Here is a 16,960-nt window from a genome sequence, read left to right on the forward strand (position 1 = left end):
GACGCACCAGGGGGGATCCGCGGCTGGCGCCCGGGTCGTAAGGGAGTTCTGTGGCGGCTGCGGTTCACCAGCCTGCGGCTGCGGTTGGTGGTCGTGTTCGGTCTGGTCGCGCTGACCGCCGCCGTGTCCGCGTCCGGTATCGCCTACTGGCTCAACCGCGAGGCGGTGCTCACCCGCGCGCAGGACGCCGTCCTGCGCGACTTCCGGCAGGAGATGCAGAACCACGCGAGCGCGCTGCCCATGCCGACCACGCAGGACGAACTGATGCGTACCGCGGGCCAGATGGCGAACAGCAGCCAGCGTTTCAGCGTCCTGCTCGTCGCCGAGGACACGAACAAGCAGACGGTCTTCGGCAACTCGGGCGGCCTGAACGGCTTTTCGCTGGAGGACGTGCCCAAGTCGCTGCGTACGGCGGTGAACAAGCAGCAGTCGGTGACCGACGGCAACAAGGAGCCGTACCACCTGTACTGGCAGCGGGTCACCGAGCACGGCACGCCGTATCTGGTGGCCGGTACGCGGATGATCGGTGGCGGTCCGACCGGCTACATGCTCAAGTCCCTTGAGCCGGAGGCGAAGGACCTCAACTCCCTTGCCTGGTCGCTGGGTATCGCCACCGGGCTGGCGCTGATCGGTTCCGCGCTGCTCGCGCAGGCCGCCGCGACGACCGTCCTCAAGCCGGTGCACCGGCTCGGTATCGCCGCGCGCCGGCTCGGCGAGGGCAAGCTCGACACCCGGCTGCGGGTCTCCGGGACCGATGAACTCGCCGAGCTGTCACGGACGTTCAACCAGACCGCAGAGGCGCTGGAGAAGCGGGTCGCCGACATGGCCGCCCGCGACGACGCCTCGCGCCGGTTCGTCGCCGACATGTCGCACGAGCTGCGCACTCCGCTGACCGCCATCACCGCCGTGGTGGAGGTCCTTGAGGAGGAACTCGACGCCGAGACGGGCAGCGTGGACCCGATGATCGAGCCCGCCGTACGCCTCGTCGTCAGCGAGACCAAGCGGCTCGGCGACCTCGTCGAGAACCTGATGGAGGTCACCCGCTTCGACGCGGGCACCGCCCGGCTCGTCCTCGACGACGTCGACCTCGCCGACCAGATCACCGCCTGCATCGACGCCCGGGCCTGGCTGGACGCCGTGGACCTGGACGCCGAGCGCGGCATCCACTCCCGGCTCGACCCGCGCCGCCTCGACGTCATCCTCGCCAACCTCATCGGCAACGCCCTCAAGCACGGCGGCTCGCCGGTCCGGGTCTCGGTCCGCCTGGAGGACGACGACCTCGTCATCGCGGTCCGCGACCACGGCCCCGGCATCCCCGAGGACGTCCTGCCGCACGTCTTCGACCGCTTCTACAAGGCGAGCGCCTCCCGGCCGCGCTCCGAGGGCAGCGGCCTCGGCCTCTCCATCGCCATGGAGAACGCCCACATCCACGGCGGCGGGATCACCGCCGCCAACTCCCCCGACGGCGGCGCGGTGTTCACCCTGCGCCTGCCGAGGGACGCCTCGGCGCTCATGGAGGAGACCGACAAGGGCGAGGGCGAAGGGGACGGCTCGGACGGCTCCAAGGGGAACACGCCATGACCGTACGACAGTTGATGGGTCTGCCCCTGCTCGCGCTGCTGCTGACGGGGTGCGGGATCCGGGCCACGGAGGTGCCGACCGACTTCGGGCCCGCGCCCTCCAGGGTGCGCTGCACGCTCACCGAACCGGACGTGTCGACGCAGGCCGCGCGCGGGGTGCCCGTGCAGGTGTTCCTGCTCTGCGGGTCGTCGCTGGTGACCGTCGACCGGGCCGTGCAGGTGCCGGACGGTACGGCGGACGCGCAGCGGCGGGTGATCGTGGCCCAGGGGCTGCTGGACCAGCTCGCCGAGTCGCCGTCGTCGGGCGAGCAGGAGGCCGGGTACACGACCGACGTGCGCGGCGGCATGTCCGTGAGCGGACCGCGTGGCAGGGATCCCAAGGACGCGCTGCGGCTGAGCAGTCCACCGGCCGACCTGACGTCGTACGCGCTCGGCCAGATCGTCTGCACGTTCTCCGACTCGGCCGCGGCCGAGGGCGACGGCTCCGTGATCCTCGGCGGCCCGGACAACACACCGCTGCGCCGCTACGAGTGCACCGACGACGTCCGCTCCGACCCCGGCACCAAGGCACCGCCTTCCAGCGAGGTCACGGGCGGCTGAAGCCGCGAACGAGCAATGAAAAGGGGGTGTGGCGGAAGCCTCACCCTGGTGCTTGGCCGCTACCCGGAACCGATCGTGCCGGAGGGGGCGTCTTGTGGGGCGTGCAGCGTCAAGGCTCCATCGGCGGCAGTGCCGCGATTCGCGTCCGTGTGACAGGGGGTGTCCTCCTCGTCGCACACCTCGTGCTCGTCGCCTGGGTCACGCTGCGCCCGAGGGACGTCCCCTGGGTGATGCCGCCGAATCTGCACCCGCTGGCCAGCATCCGGGCCGATCTGGCCATGGGCTGGCCGGAGGGAATGAAGCGGATCGGTGAGGGCCTCGCGCTGCTGGCCCCGCTGGGCGTCCTGCTCCCGATGGCCAGCGGCAGACTCCAGGTCTCCCCGCTCGCGTCCCTCATCCGTACGGTCGCCGCGGGCGCGCTGATCTCCCTGGGCATCGAACTGCTGCAGACCGGGGTGCCCGGTCAGGTCGTGGACATCGACTCGCTGCTCATGAACACGGTCGGCGTGGCCCTCGCGCACGCCGCGATCGTCCCGGCGGCCCGTGCCTGGCTCCGCCGCAGGGGCGAGAGCGGACGCCCCGTGGCCGTCCTCCAGGAGGAAGCGACTCAGGGACGGACCCCGACGATTCCCAGGGTCGGCATCGCACCGTAGAGCGACGCCCCGCGGGCTGCGGCTCCGTAGCGTTGAGGGCAGATGAGGCAACCGCACGGGGGGCCTCGGACAACCGCTCGCGAAGGAGTAAGTCATGACCGCCATTGCCCGCCCCACCCAAGGCCGCATGATCGGCGGAGTGTGCGCAGCGCTGGCGCGGCGCTTCGGTACCTCCGCGACCACGATGCGGGTGATCTTCCTGCTCTCGTGTCTGCTGCCCGGGCCGCAGTTCCTGCTCTACATCGCGCTGTGGATCCTGTTCCCGTCCGAGGACAAGGTGCGCACCGAGGCCTGGTGACGCTCCGGCCCCCGGCCGCCGTCCACGTACGCCGATGGGGCGCACCCTCGTCCAGGGGTGCGCCCCATCGGCGCGTTCAGGGGGGCGGGGCTCAGCCCAGCGGGACGCCGTTCAGCGGCAGGCCGTGCGTGGGCAGGCCCGTCTGCGACAGCGGCAGGCCGCCCAGCAGTCCGGCGACGGGCGCGGTCGGGCCGTCGGAGAGGACCTTCTCGGCGGCCGGCTGCACGGCGGAGAGACCACCGGCGAGCGCGGGCTGTGCCTGGCTCAGCGCCTGGCCGGCACCCGGCAGCGCCTTGGTGACGTTCTCCGCGGGCAGCGTGTGGGTCACGGTGCCCAGCGCCTGGGTGGCGTCCGGAACCGCCGGGGCCGCGCTCGCGGCACCCGCGCCGACGGCGGCGAAGGCGGCACCGAGGGCGGCGACACCGAGGGTCTTGGCAGCAGACTGCTTCATGGTGAATGCGTCCTTGAATGGGATGACGGGGATGTGAGCGGTCCAAGACCGTAAACACGCGAAGGCACCCGCCGCAAACATCGAAATGCGGACGGATTGTGAACACCCGCCCGCATTCCCTGCCGCCTGTTCGACCCCGTTCAGCTCTCTTCGGATACAGAACCGCTGGTGGAAGCGGTCTGCCGGAACAGCCATTCGGATTTGAGTTCGGCGTATCCGGGCTTGATCACGTCATTGATCATGGCCAGTCGTTCATCGAAAGGAATGAATGCTGACTTCATAGCATTGACGGAGAACCACTGCATGTCGTCGAGCGAATAACCGAACGCCTCGACAAGGTGCTCGAATTCCCGGGTCATGCTGGTGTGGGACATCAGGCGGTTGTCGGTGTTGACCGTGGCCCGGAAGTGGAGCCTGCGCAACAGCCCGATGGGGTGCTCGGCGTAGGAGTCGGCGGCACCGGTCTGGAGGTTGGAGCTGGGGCACAGCTCCAGCGGGATGCGCTTGTCCCGGACGTACGACGCGAGCCGGCCGAGCTTGACCGAGCCGTCGTCCTGGATCTGGATGTCGTCGATGATCCGCACCCCGTGCCCGAGCCGGTCGGCGCCGCACCACTGCAACGCCTGCCAGATCGACGGCAGCCCGAAGGCCTCACCGGCGTGGATGGTGAAGTGGTTGTTCTCGCGCTTCAGGTACTCGAAGGCGTCCAGGTGCCGGGTGGGCGGGAACCCGGCCTCCGCGCCCGCGATGTCGAAGCCGACGACGCCCAAGTCGCGGTAGCGGTTGGCGAGTTCGGCGATCTCCAGCGCACGGGCGGCATGCCGCATCGCGGTGAGGAGCGCCCCCACGCGAATCCGCCGCCCGCTCTCCCGCGCGAGCAACTCCCCTTGCCGGAAGCCCTCGTTGACGGCCTCGACGACCTCTTCGAGGCTGAGCCCGCCGTCGAGGTGCTGCTCGGGCGCGTACCGCACCTCCGCGTAGACGACACCGTCCTCGGCGAGGTCCTCGGCGCACTCGCGGGCGACCCGGATCAGCGCGTCCCGGGTCTGCATCACGCCGACGGTGTGCGAGAAGGTCTCCAAGTACCGTTCCAGCGAACCGGAGTCGGCGGCCTCGGCGAACCACACGCCGAGCTTGTCCGGATCGGTCTCGGGGAGTTCGGTGTACCCGGCGTCCCGGGCGAGTTCGACGATCGTCCCCGGGCGGAGACCGCCGTCGAGGTGGTCGTGCAGCAGAACCTTCGGCGCCCGGCGGATCTGGTCCGGCGTCGGGGTGTTCGGGATGCTCTGGCTCGTCATTTCCGCACTCTAACTCCTACGCGCGTAGATCACCTGTTGTACGAATCCGTCGATACGTAACGGTGACCGCGCGGAAGGATGGCGTACACGCTCACTTCTGACACTGTTCTGTCATGGCACAGCAAGCGACGCCGGTCAGGACGGCCCGGCTGGGGAGGGCGCTCGGCCCCGAACCGACCTCGGTGAGCGGCGTGGTGCTGCTGCTCCCCGGCGGCGACGAGGTCTCCGCCCGCAGGCCGTCCCCCCTCATGGCCACGGCCTCCGTACGGACGTTGGGGCGCAGACTGGCCCGCGCGGGCGCGGGTGACGGGCTCGCCGCGCATGTCGTCCACTACCGCTGTCGCGGCTGGAACGGCAGCGAGGCGCATCTCGCGCACGACGCGTCCTGGGCGGTGGACGAGGTCGTACGGCGGTACGGGGACGTGCCCGTGTGTCTCGTCGGGATCGACATGGGCGGGCGAGCGGCGTTGCGCTCCGCCGGGCACGAGGCGGTCAACTCCGTGGTGGCGCTGGCTCCTTGGCTGCCCGAACAGGATGTGGCGGCGCCACCCGAACCGGTGAAGCAGCTGGCGGGGCGGCGGGTGTTGATCGTGCACGGCACGAACGACGAACGGACCGATCCCGAACTGTCGTTCCGGTTGGCGTCCCGGGCGAAGAAGGCGAACCGGGAGGTGTGTCGGTTCGAGGTGCACTCCGACGGGCACGGGTTGCATCAACACCGGCAGGAAGTGCATGCGTTGACGGAGGACTTCGTGATGGGGGCGTTGTTCGGGCGGGCGTTTTCTCGGCCTGTTGAGGATGCGCTTCAGGCTCCGCCGCCTTTGGGGTTGAGGATGCCGTTGGCTGCGGGGTTTGGGCGGTCGCTTCGTAGGGGTTGAGGGTTCGTTGCGGGGTGCGGGTCCGGTGGGGGCTGGTCGCGCCCACGCGGCGGAGCCGCAAATTGAGACAGCCCCGCGCCCCTGGGTGGGATGCGCCTACGTTGGGAGCAAGTTGCCCTTTCTTGCGAGTAGGAACTGCTTGAAAGCCGCCACCGGGGGTGTGTCTGGGTGGCCGTCCAACCACGCCACGCCGATCTCCCTCACCGCCCTTGGAGCTGTGACCGTCAGCTCCGCAACTCCCGGGCGGGGTACGGCTGGTGGAGGGAGGAGGGCTACTCCCAGTCCCGCCGCCACCAGGCCCCGTAGGGTCTCCGCCTCCTCTCCCTCGAAGGCGATCTTCGGGCGGAAGCCGGCCTCCTTGCAGACGGCGTCGGTGATGCTGCGGAGGCCGTAGCCCGGTTCCAGGGTTACGAAGGTCTCGTCGGCTGCCTCTGCGAGGCGGATCCGCTTTCTCGTCGCCAGGCGGTGGTCGGCCGGGACGACGAGGCGGAGTTTCTGTACGTCGAGGCGGTGGGCCACGACGTCGGGGGCGTCGAGGGTGGGGGCGGTCAGGAGGCACAGGTCCAGTTCGCCCGCGCGAAGGCGTTCCAGCATGGCCTCGCCGTAGTTCTGGACGAGGCTGAAGCGGACGCGGGGGTGGTCGGCGCGGAAGGCGCGGATGAGGCCGGGGACGGTTTCCGAACCCAGGGTGTGGAGGAAGCCGAAGGCGACCTTGCCGGTGGTGGGGTCGGCGTCGGCGCGGACCTCGTCGGCGGCCTTCTCGATCTCGGCGAGGGCGCGTTCGACGGAGGTGAGGAAGGTGCGGCCGGCGGGGGTCAACGACACCGTGCGGCCTCTGCGCGCGAACAGGTCGACGCCCAGGTCCTGTTCGAGGCGGACCATGGCGCGCGACAGGGTGGACTGCGGGACCTGCATCTCCTGTGCGGCCCGGGTGACGTGCTCGGTGCGGGCGACTCCGGCGAAGTACGCGAGGCGCGGCGCGAGCAGCGCGACGATGTCTTCTGTGTCACCGGACGGTGACAGATGAGCCTGTGACCTCTGTTGATGCGCCATGGGAACGATTATGGCGTTTCCGTGCATTGGACGGATCAGCGGGAGCGTACGTAACTTCGAAGCATGTCTCCCGCCGATACCGGGGCGTCCACGATCGTGGCCGCCACCACCCCCGTCCCCGACTCCGACTCACGGCTGACGCCGGGTGGTCCCGGCTATCGCCGGATGAGCTTCGCGCTCTTCCTCGCGGGTGTGGCGACCTTCGCGCTGCTGTACTCCACGCAGGCCCTGCTGCCGCTGATCTCGTCCGGCTTCGGCGTGAGCGCGAGCGCGGCGAGCTGGACGGTGGCGGCGGCGACCGGCGGGCTCGCGGTGTTCGTCCTGCCGATGAGCGCGCTGTCGGAGCGTTTCGGACGTCGTACGGTCATGACCGCGTCGCTGGTGGTCGCGGTGAGCATCGGGGTCCTGGTCCCGTTCGCGCCGTCGCTGGGCGCGCTGGTGGCGCTGCGGTTCCTCCAGGGCGCCGCGCTGGCGGGGTTGCCCGCCTCCGCTACGGCGTATCTGGCGGAGGAGGTCCGGCCGAAGGCGCTGGTGACGGCGATCGGCCTGTTCGTGGCGGGCAACAGCGTCGGCGGGATGAGCGGCCGGGTCATCACCGGGTGGGTCGCGCAGGAGTGGGGGTGGCGGGTCGCCGTCGCGGTGATCGGCGTCATCGCGGTCGGCTGCGCGGTCGCCTTCCGGCTCCTCCTCCCCGCCCCGAAGCACTTCACTCCGGGCTCGCTGCGCCCGCGTGTGCTGGCCCGCACGGTCCGCGACCACCTCGCGAACCCGCTGCTGTGCCGCCTGTACGCGATCGGCGCGCTGTTCATGACGGTGTTCGGCGGCGTCTACACGGTGATCGGCTACCGCCTGACCGAGGCCCCCTTCTCGCTCCCCCAGGGCATCATCGGCTCGATCTTCCTGGTGTATCTGGTGGGGACCGTGTCGGCGTCCACGGCGGGGCGGTTGGTCGGTCGGCTGGGGCGGCGGGGTGCCCTTTACCTGGCGGGCGGTACGACGGCGGCGGGTCTGCTGGTCTCCCTGGCCGACTCGCTTCCCCTGGTGCTGCTGGGCCTGGTGCTCATCACGGCGGGCTTCTTCGCGGGGCACGCGGTCGCGTCCTCGGCGGTCAGCAAGACGGCGACGACCGGGCGGGCGCAGGCATCGGCTCTCTATCAGTCCGCCTACTACATCGGGTCCAGTACCGGCAGTACGGTCGGCGCGATCGCGTTTCACGCGGGGGGCTGGGCCGGGACGGTGGGCGTGGGTGTGCTGGCGGTCCTGGGGGTCGTGACGATCACTGTGCTCGGCTCGCGGGCGGCGCGGGTGGAGCGGGCACTCACTCCGGCCTGACCTGCGCGTTCGTCCACTCCACGCGCCATTGTCAGTGGGCTGCGGTAGCTTCCGGGGTGTGGGGCGCAAAGACGCGCCGCGCACGACAGGACGGCCACAGGGGTGGGTGGGCGAGACCATGAGTGACAGCGCTGTGACTACGACGGACGACCTCGACATCAGGCTGGAGAAGCACCGCGTCGAGCTGACCGGGTACTGCTACCGCATGCTCGGCTCCTCCTTCGAGGCCGAGGACGCGGTGCAGGACACGATGGTCCGCGCGTGGCGGAACTACGAGAAGTTCGAGGGACGGTCCAGTCTGCGGTCCTGGCTGTACCGGATCGCCACCAACGTCTGCCTGGACATGCTGTCCGCGGGCAACAAGCGGGCGCGGCCCGTCGATCTGAGCGACTCCACCCCTCTCGCGCAGGCCGCGCTGTCGCCCCGCCCGGACAACACGTGGCTGGAGCCGATGCCGGACGCGCGGGTGCTGCCGAGCATCGTGGACCCGGCGGAGGCTGCGGTCGCCAAGGAGTCGGTACGGCTCGCGTTCATGGCCGCGCTGCAGCAACTGCCGCCCAAACAGCGGGCGGTGCTGATCCTGCGCGAGGTGCTGGCCTGGCGGGCGAACGAGGTGGCCGAGCTGCTCGACACCTCCGTCGCGTCGGTCAACAGCGCGTTGCAGCGGGCCCGGGCGACGCTCGCCGAGCGGGACGAGAAGGCGGCCGACGCCGCCGTGTCCGATCCGCTCGACGAGGAGCAGCAGAAGCTTCTGGAGCGGTACGTCGCCGCCTTCGAGGGCTACGACATGGCCGCGCTGACGGCGCTGCTGCACGAGGACGCCATCATGACGATGCCGCCGTTCGACCTGTGGCTGACCGGCCACGACGACATCACGGGCTTCATGACGACGATCGGCGCCGCCTGCGAGGGCTCGCGCCTGATCCCGGTGCAGGTGAACGGTCTGCCGGGCTTCGCCCAGTACAAGCCGGACCCGGAGGCGGGCGGCTTCAGCCCCTGGTCGGTGCAGGTCCTGGAGATCTCAGACGGCCGGCTCACCGGGTTCCACTTCTTCCTGGACACGAAGCGCTGGTTCCCGCTGTTCGACCTGCCCCTCCACCTCGAAGCGGAGTCCGACCAGGTCGAGGAGGGCGCGTAGCACGGGGGTGGGGGCGCGGAGTCCGATCCGGCCGCCCCCGGTCCGCCTGGCGGTGAGTTGCAGCCGGGCCAGGAGGTCGACGGTCCCGAGCCCCGGCGGGCCGGGCCCCACGACCTCGACCAGGACCACTCCGGTACCGGTCGCCGCCAGCAGCGCCCGCACCTCGTCGCACAGCTCCGTCTCCTCGTCACGGGTGACGGGGCCGGTCGGCACGAGTACTGCGGGTGTCATGGCGTCCACGATCGGTAGACCGGGTGGGCGGTCGTAACTCATCGGGGGCGACCGCCTAGGTTTGCTGTATGCCCCACGGATCAGCCCCGCCCTGGATACCCGACGGCCTCCCGCGCGCCGAAGTCGCTGCCGAGGGGGTGCCGTGCAGGGGGTGCTGACCGGCTTCGCCGTCATCGGTGTCGTCATCGCCGTCGGCTATGTGATCGGCCGGCGCGGTTCCCTCGGCGAACACGGCCGTGACGTACTGACCAAGCTGGCCTTCAACGTGGCGTCCCCGGCCCTGCTGTTCACGACCCTCGCGCGGGCCGACCTCTCGGTGGTCTTCTCCAGCTGGCTGCTCGTGACGGTGCTGAGCACGGCGGCGGTGGCGGGCGTGTTCGTGACGGTGGGGGTCGTACGGGGCTGGGGTGTGGGCCGTACGACGATCGGGGCGTTGTGTTCGAGCTACGTCAACTCCGGCAACCTCGGCATCCCGATCTCGGTGTACGTGCTGGGCAATGCCTCGCTCGTGGCGCCGGTGATGCTGTTCCAGCTCGTCGTGGTGAGCCCGCTCGCGCTCACGATCCTCGATCTGTCCGGCGCGGGTGAGAAGGGGCCTTTGTGGCTACGGCTGCTCACGCCGCTGCGGAACCCGATCGCGGTGGGTTCTCTTGCCGGGGTCGTGGTGGCGGGGAGTGGAGTGCGTGTTCCGGATCCGGTGATGAACCCCCTCACCCTGATCGGGAACATGGCAGTGCCGGCGGTGCTGATCGGGTTCGGTATTTCCCTGCGGGGCAGTGCGATGCCTGCGCGGGGCGTCGAGCGGTGGCCGGTGTTGTTGTCGGTTGCCCTGAAGTCGGTGGGGCAGCCGGTGATCGCCTGGGTGTTGGCGGTGGGGGTGTTCGGGATTCACGGGGCGGCTCTGCTGGACGTGGTGGTGACGTCGGCGCTGCCTGCTGCGCAGAACTTGTACACGTACGCGAGCCGGTATCGCGTGGGTGAGGGGTTGGCCCGGGATTCAATCTTGCTGTCCACGGTGCTGTCGGTGCCGGTGTTGGTGGGGATCGCTGCGCTGCTTGGGTAGGGCGGGGTTGTGTTTCGTCTGCGGGTGGGTTGTGGCTGGGCGCGCAGTTCCCCGCGCCCCTGGGTGGGCAGGGGGAGCCGGAATCGAAAGGCCGGCCCCGTCGCCCTGGGTAGGCACCCGAGCCCGGAACCGAAAGCCCGGCCCCGCGCCCCTGAAAGCCGTAGAGGGCCGGAACCCGAAAGTCCCAGCCCCCCTCGCTGCGCCCACAAAAGCCGTAAGCGGGCCGGAACCTGTCAGCCCCAGCTGCCTCCCCGCGCCTCTGAAGGCCGGAAGGGGACCGGGATTCGAAAGCCCAGCCCCCTCCCCTGAAAGCCGTAAGGAGCCCAGTACCTGAGAAGGCCCAGCCCCGCACCCCTGAAAGCCGGAAGGGGGCCGGAGCCCTGCAAGCCCCAGCCCCAGCCCCCTCCCCCGCCCCAACCACCGATCAGGCGATGCGCTCCAGCACCACCGGCGGAGCCGTGAAGTTCGTCCCCGTCGCGCCGATGTCGTAGGAACTCTCCACCGCCTCCAGCGCGTACTCGAAGCGCTCCGGCGTATCCGTGTGCAGCGTCAGCAGGGGCTGGCCCGCTGTCACCGTGTCGCCCGGCTTGGCGTGCATTTCCACTCCCGCGCCCGCCTGCACCGGGTCCTCCTTGCGCGCACGCCCCGCGCCGAGGCGCCAGGCGGCGATGCCGATGTCGTAGGCGTCGAGGCGGGTCAGGACGCCGGAGGACGGGGCCTTCACCACGTGCTGCTCGCGCGCCACCGGCAACTCCGCGTCCGGGTCGCCGCCCTGGGCCGCGATCATGCGGCGCCAGACGTCCATCGCGGAACCGTCGGCCAGGGCCTTCGCCGGGTCGGCGTCCTTCACGCCTGCCGCGTCGAGCATCTCTCGGGCCAGGGCGATCGTCAGCTCGATGACGTCCCAGGGGCCGCCGCCTGCCAGGACCTCTACCGATTCGCGGACTTCGAGGGCGTTGCCTGCCGTCAGGCCCAGCGGGGTACTCATGTCCGTCAGCAGCGCTACCGTCTTCACGCCGTGGTCCGTGCCCAGGCCCACCATCGTCGACGCCAACTCCCGCGCGTCCTCGATCGTCTTCATGAACGCGCCCGTGCCGACCTTCACGTCCAGGACCAGGGAGCCGGTGCCCTCTGCGATCTTCTTCGACATGATCGACGAAGCGATCAGCGGGATCGCCTCGACCGTGCCCGTCACGTCCCGCAGCGCGTACAGCTTCTTGTCCGCGGGGGCCAGGCCGTCGCCCGCCGCGCAGATCACCGCGCCGGTCGTGTCCAGAACGTGCAGCATCTCCTCGTTGGAGAGCAACGCGCGCCAGCCGGGGATCGACTCCAGCTTGTCGAGGGTGCCGCCGGTGTGGCCGAGGCCTCGGCCGGAGAGCTGGGGGACCGCTGCGCCGCAGGCCGCGACCAGCGGGGCCAGGGGGAGCGTGATCTTGTCGCCCACTCCGCCCGTCGAGTGCTTGTCTGCCGTCGGGCGGGAGAGGGACGAGAAGTCCATGCGCTCGCCGGAGGCGATCATCGCGGCGGTCCAGGTGGCGATCTCCCGGCGGTTCATGCCGTTGAGGAGGATCGCCATGTTGAGGGCGGCCATCTGGTAGTCGGCCACCTCCCCGCGGGTGTACGCGTCGATGACCCAGTCGATCTGCGCGTCGCTGAGCTCACCGCGGTCCCGCTTGGTGCGGATGACGGAGATGGCGTCCATCGAGACTTGCGCCATGGCTTGGCTTTCCTTCCGAACGTTCAGAAAATGTGCGGCCCCGCTGAGAGGGATGAGCCAACTCAGCGGGGCCGCACGGGAGTTACCTGGTGAGATGGTCCGGCCCGAAGGCCTGCGGGAGCATCTCCGAGAGCGCGAGGATCCCCGCCGGTGTGTCCAGAAGCAGACCCGGGCCCCCGAACTCGTACAACAGCTGCCGGCAGCGGCCGCACGGGACGAGGATGTCGCCCTTGCCGTCGACGCAGGTGAAGTGCGTCAGCCGGCCGCCGCCGGTGCGCTGGAGGTTGGACACGAGTCCGCACTCGGCGCACAGGCCCAGGCCGTACGACGCGTTCTCCACGTTGCAGCCGGAGACCGTGCGGCCGTCGTCGACCCGGGCGGCGACCCCTACGGGATAGCCCGAGTACGGCGCGTACGCGTGGGACATCGCTTCCCGCGCCTCGGTGCGCAGTTCGTCCCAGTCGACGGACAACTCGGCGGCGGGCGAGGTCACTTGCCCTGTCCCTTCCGGTACGGCAGGCCGTCCGCCTTCGGCATCCGCAGGTGCTGCGCGGAGAGCGAGAGCACCAGCAGGGTGACGATGTAGGGGCTGGCGCCGACCAGTTGGGTCGGGACGTCGTCGGTGGTGGCGTACCAGACGAACATCAGGGCGCCGAGGACGGCGGTGACGACGGCGGGGACGTACCGCTTCTTCCACACCATGTACGCGCAGCCCGCGACCAGCAGGAAGCCGAGCAGCAGGATCAGCGCGTGCACGTTGGTGGAGCCGCCGCGCAGGTTGAGGCTGTCGGTGTAGCCGAACAGGCCCGCGCCGAGGGCGAGTCCGCCCGGCATCCAGTTGCCGAAGATCATCGAGGCGAGGCCGATGTAGCCGCGGCCGCCGGTCTGGCCGTCGAGGTAGACGTTGGACGCGACGATCGACAGGAAGGCGCCGCCGAGGCCGGCGAAGCCGCCGGAGATGATCACGGCGATGTACTTGTACTTGTAGACGTTGACGCCGAGGGACTCGGCGGCCACCGGGTTCTCACCGCAGGAGCGGAGACGGAGGCCGAAGGCCGTGCGCCACAGGACCCACCAGGTGGCAGGTACGAGGGCCACCGCGATGACGGTGAGCGGGGAGAGGTCGGTGATCAGGCCGCCGATCAGGCCCGCGAGGTCCGAGATCAGGAACCAGTGCTTCTCGTTGAGGGTGTTCAGCCAGCTCGACAGTCCCGGGATGTCGAAGGTGCCGAGCGAGTCGATCGGCGGGGACTGCTTGGCGGAGCCCTGCTCGGTGTTGGCGAAGGTGAACTTCGACAGATAGCGGGTGGTGCCGAGCGCCAGGATGTTGATGGCGACACCGGAGACGATGTGGTTGACGTTGAACGTCACCGTGGCGATCGCGTGCAGCAGCGCGCCGAGGCAGCCGCCGATGATGCCGAACACGACACCGGTCCACGGGCCCCACTGGTAGCCGGCCCAGGCGCCGAACCAGGTGCCGAGGATCATCATGCCTTCGAGGCCGATGTTGACGACGCCCGCGCGCTCGGCCCAGAGGCCGCCGAGACCGGCCAGGCCGATCGGCACGGCGGCGCGAAGGGCCGTGGACATCTGGCCGGTTGACGTGATGCCGTCCGCGCCCGTGATGAGGCGGACGATCGACGTGAGGATCAGGGCGCCCGCGATGATCAGCAGGAGCACGGGGAGCGAGAAACGGCGGCCGCCCTTGCCGGGCTGCTGCGCCTGCGGCTTGGCGATGGTCGCGGTACTCATCGGGCCGCCACCTCCTTCTTCTCGGAGTTGTTCCGGGCGGCAGCGGCGAGTTCCTCACCGACGCGCTTCTGCTGGCGGCGCAGGCCCCAGGTGCGGACGACCTCGTACGAGATGACGACCGCGAAGACGATCAGGCCCTGCATGATCGTCGCGATCTCCTTCTGGTACGCGACCGGGGTCGCGTAGTCCAGGGCGGGCGACGCCTTGTCGAGGAAGGCCCAGAGGAGGGCGGCCAGCGCGATGCCGCCCGGGTTGTTGCGGCCGAGGAGGGCGATGCCGATGGCGGTGAAGCCGAGGCCCTCGGGGAAGGTGAGGCTGTAGGTGTGGCTGTCGCCGAGCAGCAGCGGCAGACCGGCGAGGCCGGCGACACCGCCGGAGATCAGCATCGCGGTGAGCGTCATGCGCTTGGCGTCGACGCCGGAGGCCGCGGCGGCGGACTCGGACTCGCCGGTGGCGCGCAGGTCGAAGCCGAAGCGGGTGCGGTTGAGGACGAGCCAGTACAGGACGCCCATGATCGCGGCGAGGAAGACCAGGCCGTAGATCTCGCCGACGTCCGAGCCCAGGTCGATGCCCGGGATCCAGCCGGACTTCTTCATGATGCCGGTCGTCATGTTGTTGCCGACCTGCACGCCCCAGGTGTTGGTCTGCGTGAGGTAGAGGATCAGGCTGGTGGCGATCGCGTTGAGCATGATCGTGGCGACGACCTCGCTGACGCCCCGGGTGACCTTGAGGACACCCGCGATTCCGGCCCAGAAGGCGCCGGTGAGGACGGCGACCAGGAGCAGCAGCGGCACCTGGAGGACGGCCGGGAGCGCTACGTGCGCGCCGACGACCGCGGTCATCACGGCGCCGAGGCGGTACTGGCCGTCGACGCCGATGTTGAACAGGTTCATCCGGAAGCCGAGGGCGACCGCCAGGGCGGCGATGTAGTACATCGACGCCTGGTTGATGATCAGCACCTGGACGTCCGAGTACCCGATCTGCTGGAGCATCAGGTGGTACGGCTCGATCGGGTTCTTGCCCGAGGCGAGCAGCACGACCGAGGTCAGCAGGATCGCGGCGACCAGCGCCATGACCGGGCCGGCCACGGCGAGGAGCAGGCGCTCCTTGTCGAACTTCTTCATCGGGCCTCGTCCTCCGGGGCGGTGTCGTCGGCGCCGTCTTCTGCGGACTCTTCGACGTGTTCGAGGTGACCGGACGCGGCGCCGGTCATGGCCGAGCCGAGCTCCTCCGGTGTGACGGTGGCCGGGTCGGCGTCGGCGACCAGCCTGCCGTCGTAGATCACGCGCAGGGTGTCCGACAGGCCGATCAGCTCGTCCAGGTCGGCGGAGATCAGCAGCACGGCCAGGCCCTCGCGGCGGGCCGCGCGGACGTGGTCCCAGATCGCGGCCTGCGCGCCGACGTCCACACCGCGGGTGGGGTGGGCGGCGATCAGGAACTTGGGCGTGTGGCTCATCTCGCGGCCGACGATCAGCTTCTGCTGGTTGCCGCCGGACAGGGAGGCGGCGGTGACGTCGATGCCGGGGGTGCGGACGTCGTACTCCTCGACGATCCGGCGGGTGTCGGCCTGGGCGCCCTTGATGTCGAGCCAGATGCCCTTCGCGTTCGGTTCCTCGGTGACGTGGCCGAGGATGCGGTTCTCCCAGAGCGGGGCTTCCAGGAGGAGGCCGTGGCGGTGGCGGTCCTCGGGGATGTAGCCGATGCCCTTTTCGCGGCGCTTGCGGGTGGCCCAGGACGTGATGTCCTCGCCGAGGAAGCCGATCGTGCCGGAGTCGGCGTTCTTCAGGCCGATCAGCGCGTCGATCAGTTCGGTCTGGCCGTTGCCCTCGACGCCGGCGATACCCATGACCTCACCGGCGTGGATGGTGAAGGTGACGTCGTCCAGGACGCGCTTGGCGGTGCCGCCGACGGCCGCGTCGCCCAGCAGTCCGCCGGCCGCGGGCTCGGACTCGGCGCCCAGGGAGGCGCCGCCGGCTGCGTAGACGGTGAGTCCCTCGACCTCGATGACGGGGGTGTCGGTGACCGTCGACTCCGCCGTCTCGGGGGTGGGGAGTTCGCTGCCGACCATCATCTCGGCGAGCTGGCGGGGGGTCGTCGCGGAGGGGACGGCCGTGCCGACGGTCGTGCCGCGCCGGATGACCGTGATCTCGTCGGCGACCGAGAGGACCTCGCCCAGCTTGTGCGAGATGAAGATGACCGCGAGGCCCTCGGACTTCAGCTCGCGCAGGTTGCTGAAGAGGGCGTCGACCTCCTGCGGCACCAGGACGGCGGTGGGCTCGTCCAGGATCAGGGTGCGGGCGCCGCGGTAGAGGACCTTGAGGATCTCGACGCGCTGCCGCTCGGCGACACCGAGGTTCTCGACCAGGACGTCCGGGCGGACGTTCAGGCCGTAGCGGTCGGAGATCTCCTTGATCTTCTTGCGGGCGCCGCCGCCGATGCCGTGCAGCTTCTCGCTGCCCAGGACGACGTTCTCCAGGACGGTGAGGTTGTCGGCGAGCATGAAGTGCTGGTGGACCATGCCGATGCCGCGGGCGATGGCGTCGGCGGGGGACGAGAAGGTGACGTGCTCGCCGTCGACGGCGATGGTGCCCTCGTCCGGCTTCTGCATGCCGTAGAGGATCTTCATGAGGGTCGACTTGCCGGCGCCGTTCTCGCCGACGAGGGCGTGCACGGTGCCTTTGCGGACACTGAGGCGGATGTCGCTGTTGGCGACGACCCCCGGGAATCGCTTGGTGATCCCCACCAGCTCGACCGCGATCGTCGACTGATCGCCGAGTGGAGGGTTGCTGGACGCGTCGATGGCGAACTCTCCTCGTGGAAAGGGGCCTCTCTACGCGCGTAGCGCCCCTGCTTTAAATAGTGCCCGGACCTGATCGTCTTTTGTCTGGCATCCGATCCGTTCCGAGCATTCTGCCG

Annotated in this window: 17 protein-coding genes; 8 read left to right on the forward strand and 9 right to left on the reverse strand. The window is 70.0% G+C overall.

The window, feature by feature from the left end:
- Positions 1-15 precede the first annotated feature (15 nt).
- The 4 genes from AB0I69_RS37770 to AB0I69_RS37785 all read left to right on the forward strand — a co-directional run bounded on the left by AB0I69_RS37770 (position 16) and on the right by AB0I69_RS37785 (position 3,131).
- Positions 16-1,581 carry a HAMP domain-containing sensor histidine kinase gene (locus AB0I69_RS37770; protein ID WP_363100357.1) on the forward strand — a complete coding sequence of 522 codons (1,566 nt, stop codon included), beginning with the start codon at positions 16-18 and terminating at the stop codon, positions 1,579-1,581.
- Positions 1,578-2,180, forward strand: a complete 603-nt coding sequence (locus tag AB0I69_RS37775; RefSeq protein ID WP_363100263.1) for a hypothetical protein — start codon at positions 1,578-1,580, stop codon at positions 2,178-2,180. The genes AB0I69_RS37770 and AB0I69_RS37775 overlap by 4 nt, the downstream gene beginning before the upstream one ends.
- A gap of 101 nt (positions 2,181-2,281) precedes the next feature.
- Complete coding sequence (locus AB0I69_RS37780; RefSeq protein ID WP_363100264.1) at positions 2,282-2,833, forward strand: VanZ family protein; 552 nt, start codon at positions 2,282-2,284, stop codon at positions 2,831-2,833.
- 94 nt (positions 2,834-2,927) lie between these two features.
- Positions 2,928-3,131, forward strand: coding sequence for a PspC domain-containing protein (locus AB0I69_RS37785; RefSeq protein ID WP_026178268.1), 204 nt, complete (start codon positions 2,928-2,930; stop codon positions 3,129-3,131).
- Between the two features lie 91 nt (positions 3,132-3,222).
- Here the strand turns inward: AB0I69_RS37785 and AB0I69_RS37790 are convergent, their stop codons facing one another.
- Together AB0I69_RS37790 and AB0I69_RS37795 are read right to left on the reverse strand one after the other, a co-directional pair.
- Positions 3,223-3,582, reverse strand: a complete 360-nt coding sequence (locus AB0I69_RS37790) for an ATP-binding protein (protein ID WP_363100265.1) — start codon at positions 3,580-3,582, stop codon at positions 3,223-3,225.
- A 140-nt stretch (positions 3,583-3,722) separates the two neighbouring features.
- A complete protein-coding gene (locus tag AB0I69_RS37795) occupies positions 3,723-4,880 on the reverse strand; it encodes an adenosine deaminase (protein WP_363100266.1) in 1,158 nt (385 codons plus the stop codon).
- Positions 4,881-4,993: 113 nt separating this feature from the next.
- Here AB0I69_RS37795 and AB0I69_RS37800 point away from each other — a divergent pair, with 113 nt between their 5' ends.
- Positions 4,994-5,758 (forward strand): prolyl oligopeptidase family serine peptidase, encoded by a 765-nt coding sequence (locus AB0I69_RS37800; protein WP_363100267.1) that lies wholly within the window; start codon positions 4,994-4,996, stop codon positions 5,756-5,758.
- 96 nt (positions 5,759-5,854) lie between these two features.
- On the opposite strand, the gene AB0I69_RS37805 is transcribed toward AB0I69_RS37800, so the two are convergent.
- Positions 5,855-6,811, reverse strand: a complete 957-nt coding sequence (locus AB0I69_RS37805; RefSeq protein ID WP_363100268.1) for a LysR substrate-binding domain-containing protein — start codon at positions 6,809-6,811, stop codon at positions 5,855-5,857.
- Between the two features lie 63 nt (positions 6,812-6,874).
- Between AB0I69_RS37805 and AB0I69_RS37810 the strand changes: the two genes are divergently transcribed.
- Both AB0I69_RS37810 and AB0I69_RS37815 read left to right on the forward strand, forming a co-directional pair.
- Positions 6,875-8,143: an MFS transporter gene (locus AB0I69_RS37810; protein WP_363100269.1), complete on the forward strand. Its 1,269-nt coding sequence runs from the start codon at positions 6,875-6,877 to the stop codon at positions 8,141-8,143.
- A 118-nt stretch (positions 8,144-8,261) separates the two neighbouring features.
- A complete protein-coding gene (locus AB0I69_RS37815; RefSeq protein WP_363100270.1) occupies positions 8,262-9,281 on the forward strand; it encodes a sigma-70 family RNA polymerase sigma factor in 1,020 nt (339 codons plus the stop codon).
- On the opposite strand, the gene AB0I69_RS37820 is transcribed toward AB0I69_RS37815, so the two are convergent.
- The gene (locus AB0I69_RS37820; RefSeq protein WP_363100271.1) at positions 9,165-9,512 is read right to left on the reverse strand and encodes a hypothetical protein; all 348 of its coding nucleotides are present in this window, start codon (positions 9,510-9,512) and stop codon (positions 9,165-9,167) included. The genes AB0I69_RS37815 and AB0I69_RS37820 overlap by 117 nt on opposite strands.
- Positions 9,513-9,654: 142 nt before the next feature.
- On the opposite strand from AB0I69_RS37820, the gene AB0I69_RS37825 reads away from it, so the two are divergent.
- Complete coding sequence (locus AB0I69_RS37825) at positions 9,655-10,575, forward strand: AEC family transporter (protein ID WP_363100272.1); 921 nt, start codon at positions 9,655-9,657, stop codon at positions 10,573-10,575.
- Between the two features lie 424 nt (positions 10,576-10,999).
- Here the strand turns inward: AB0I69_RS37825 and AB0I69_RS37830 are convergent, their stop codons facing one another.
- The 5 genes from AB0I69_RS37830 to AB0I69_RS37850 all read right to left on the reverse strand — a co-directional run bounded on the left by AB0I69_RS37830 (position 11,000) and on the right by AB0I69_RS37850 (position 16,802).
- Positions 11,000-12,277 carry a thymidine phosphorylase gene (locus tag AB0I69_RS37830; protein ID WP_363100358.1) on the reverse strand — a complete coding sequence of 426 codons (1,278 nt, stop codon included), beginning with the start codon at positions 12,275-12,277 and terminating at the stop codon, positions 11,000-11,002.
- 97 nt (positions 12,278-12,374) lie between these two features.
- Positions 12,375-12,785: a cytidine deaminase gene (locus AB0I69_RS37835; protein ID WP_363100273.1), complete on the reverse strand. Its 411-nt coding sequence runs from the start codon at positions 12,783-12,785 to the stop codon at positions 12,375-12,377.
- Positions 12,782-14,044 (reverse strand): ABC transporter permease, encoded by a 1,263-nt coding sequence (locus tag AB0I69_RS37840; RefSeq protein WP_363100274.1) that lies wholly within the window; start codon positions 14,042-14,044, stop codon positions 12,782-12,784. Before AB0I69_RS37840 ends, AB0I69_RS37835 begins: the two co-directional genes overlap by 4 nt.
- Positions 14,041-15,168, reverse strand: a complete 1,128-nt coding sequence (locus AB0I69_RS37845) for an ABC transporter permease (protein WP_363100275.1) — start codon at positions 15,166-15,168, stop codon at positions 14,041-14,043. The genes AB0I69_RS37840 and AB0I69_RS37845 overlap by 4 nt, the downstream gene beginning before the upstream one ends.
- Positions 15,165-16,802, reverse strand: a complete 1,638-nt coding sequence (locus tag AB0I69_RS37850; RefSeq protein ID WP_363100359.1) for an ABC transporter ATP-binding protein — start codon at positions 16,800-16,802, stop codon at positions 15,165-15,167. Before AB0I69_RS37850 ends, AB0I69_RS37845 begins: the two co-directional genes overlap by 4 nt.
- Positions 16,803-16,960 lie beyond the last annotated feature (158 nt).

This window comes from Streptomyces sp. NPDC050508 (assembly GCF_040655155.1).
Lineage (GTDB): Bacteria > Actinomycetota > Actinomycetes > Streptomycetales > Streptomycetaceae > Streptomyces.

What these genes read in the sequence shown, in the direction of transcription:
- AB0I69_RS37815 (WP_363100270.1), top strand. Translation starts at nt 8,262, where the DNA reads ATGAGTGACAGCGCTGTGACTACGACGGACGACCTCGACATCAGGCTG.
- AB0I69_RS37805 (WP_363100268.1), bottom strand. Translation starts at nt 6,811, where the DNA reads ATGGCGCATCAACAGAGGTCACAGGCTCATCTGTCACCGTCCGGTGAC.
- AB0I69_RS37830 (WP_363100358.1), bottom strand. Translation starts at nt 12,277, where the DNA reads ATGGACGCCATCTCCGTCATCCGCACCAAGCGGGACCGCGGTGAGCTC.
- AB0I69_RS37840 (WP_363100274.1), bottom strand. Translation starts at nt 14,044, where the DNA reads ATGAGTACCGCGACCATCGCCAAGCCGCAGGCGCAGCAGCCCGGCAAG.
- AB0I69_RS37795 (WP_363100266.1), bottom strand. Translation starts at nt 4,880, where the DNA reads ATGACGAGCCAGAGCATCCCGAACACCCCGACGCCGGACCAGATCCGC.
- AB0I69_RS37775 (WP_363100263.1), top strand. Translation starts at nt 1,578, where the DNA reads ATGACCGTACGACAGTTGATGGGTCTGCCCCTGCTCGCGCTGCTGCTG.
- AB0I69_RS37810 (WP_363100269.1), top strand. Translation starts at nt 6,875, where the DNA reads ATGTCTCCCGCCGATACCGGGGCGTCCACGATCGTGGCCGCCACCACC.
- AB0I69_RS37800 (WP_363100267.1), top strand. Translation starts at nt 4,994, where the DNA reads ATGGCACAGCAAGCGACGCCGGTCAGGACGGCCCGGCTGGGGAGGGCG.
- AB0I69_RS37845 (WP_363100275.1), bottom strand. Translation starts at nt 15,168, where the DNA reads ATGAAGAAGTTCGACAAGGAGCGCCTGCTCCTCGCCGTGGCCGGCCCG.
- AB0I69_RS37790 (WP_363100265.1), bottom strand. Translation starts at nt 3,582, where the DNA reads ATGAAGCAGTCTGCTGCCAAGACCCTCGGTGTCGCCGCCCTCGGTGCC.
- AB0I69_RS37820 (WP_363100271.1), bottom strand. Translation starts at nt 9,512, where the DNA reads ATGACACCCGCAGTACTCGTGCCGACCGGCCCCGTCACCCGTGACGAG.
- AB0I69_RS37785 (WP_026178268.1), top strand. Translation starts at nt 2,928, where the DNA reads ATGACCGCCATTGCCCGCCCCACCCAAGGCCGCATGATCGGCGGAGTG.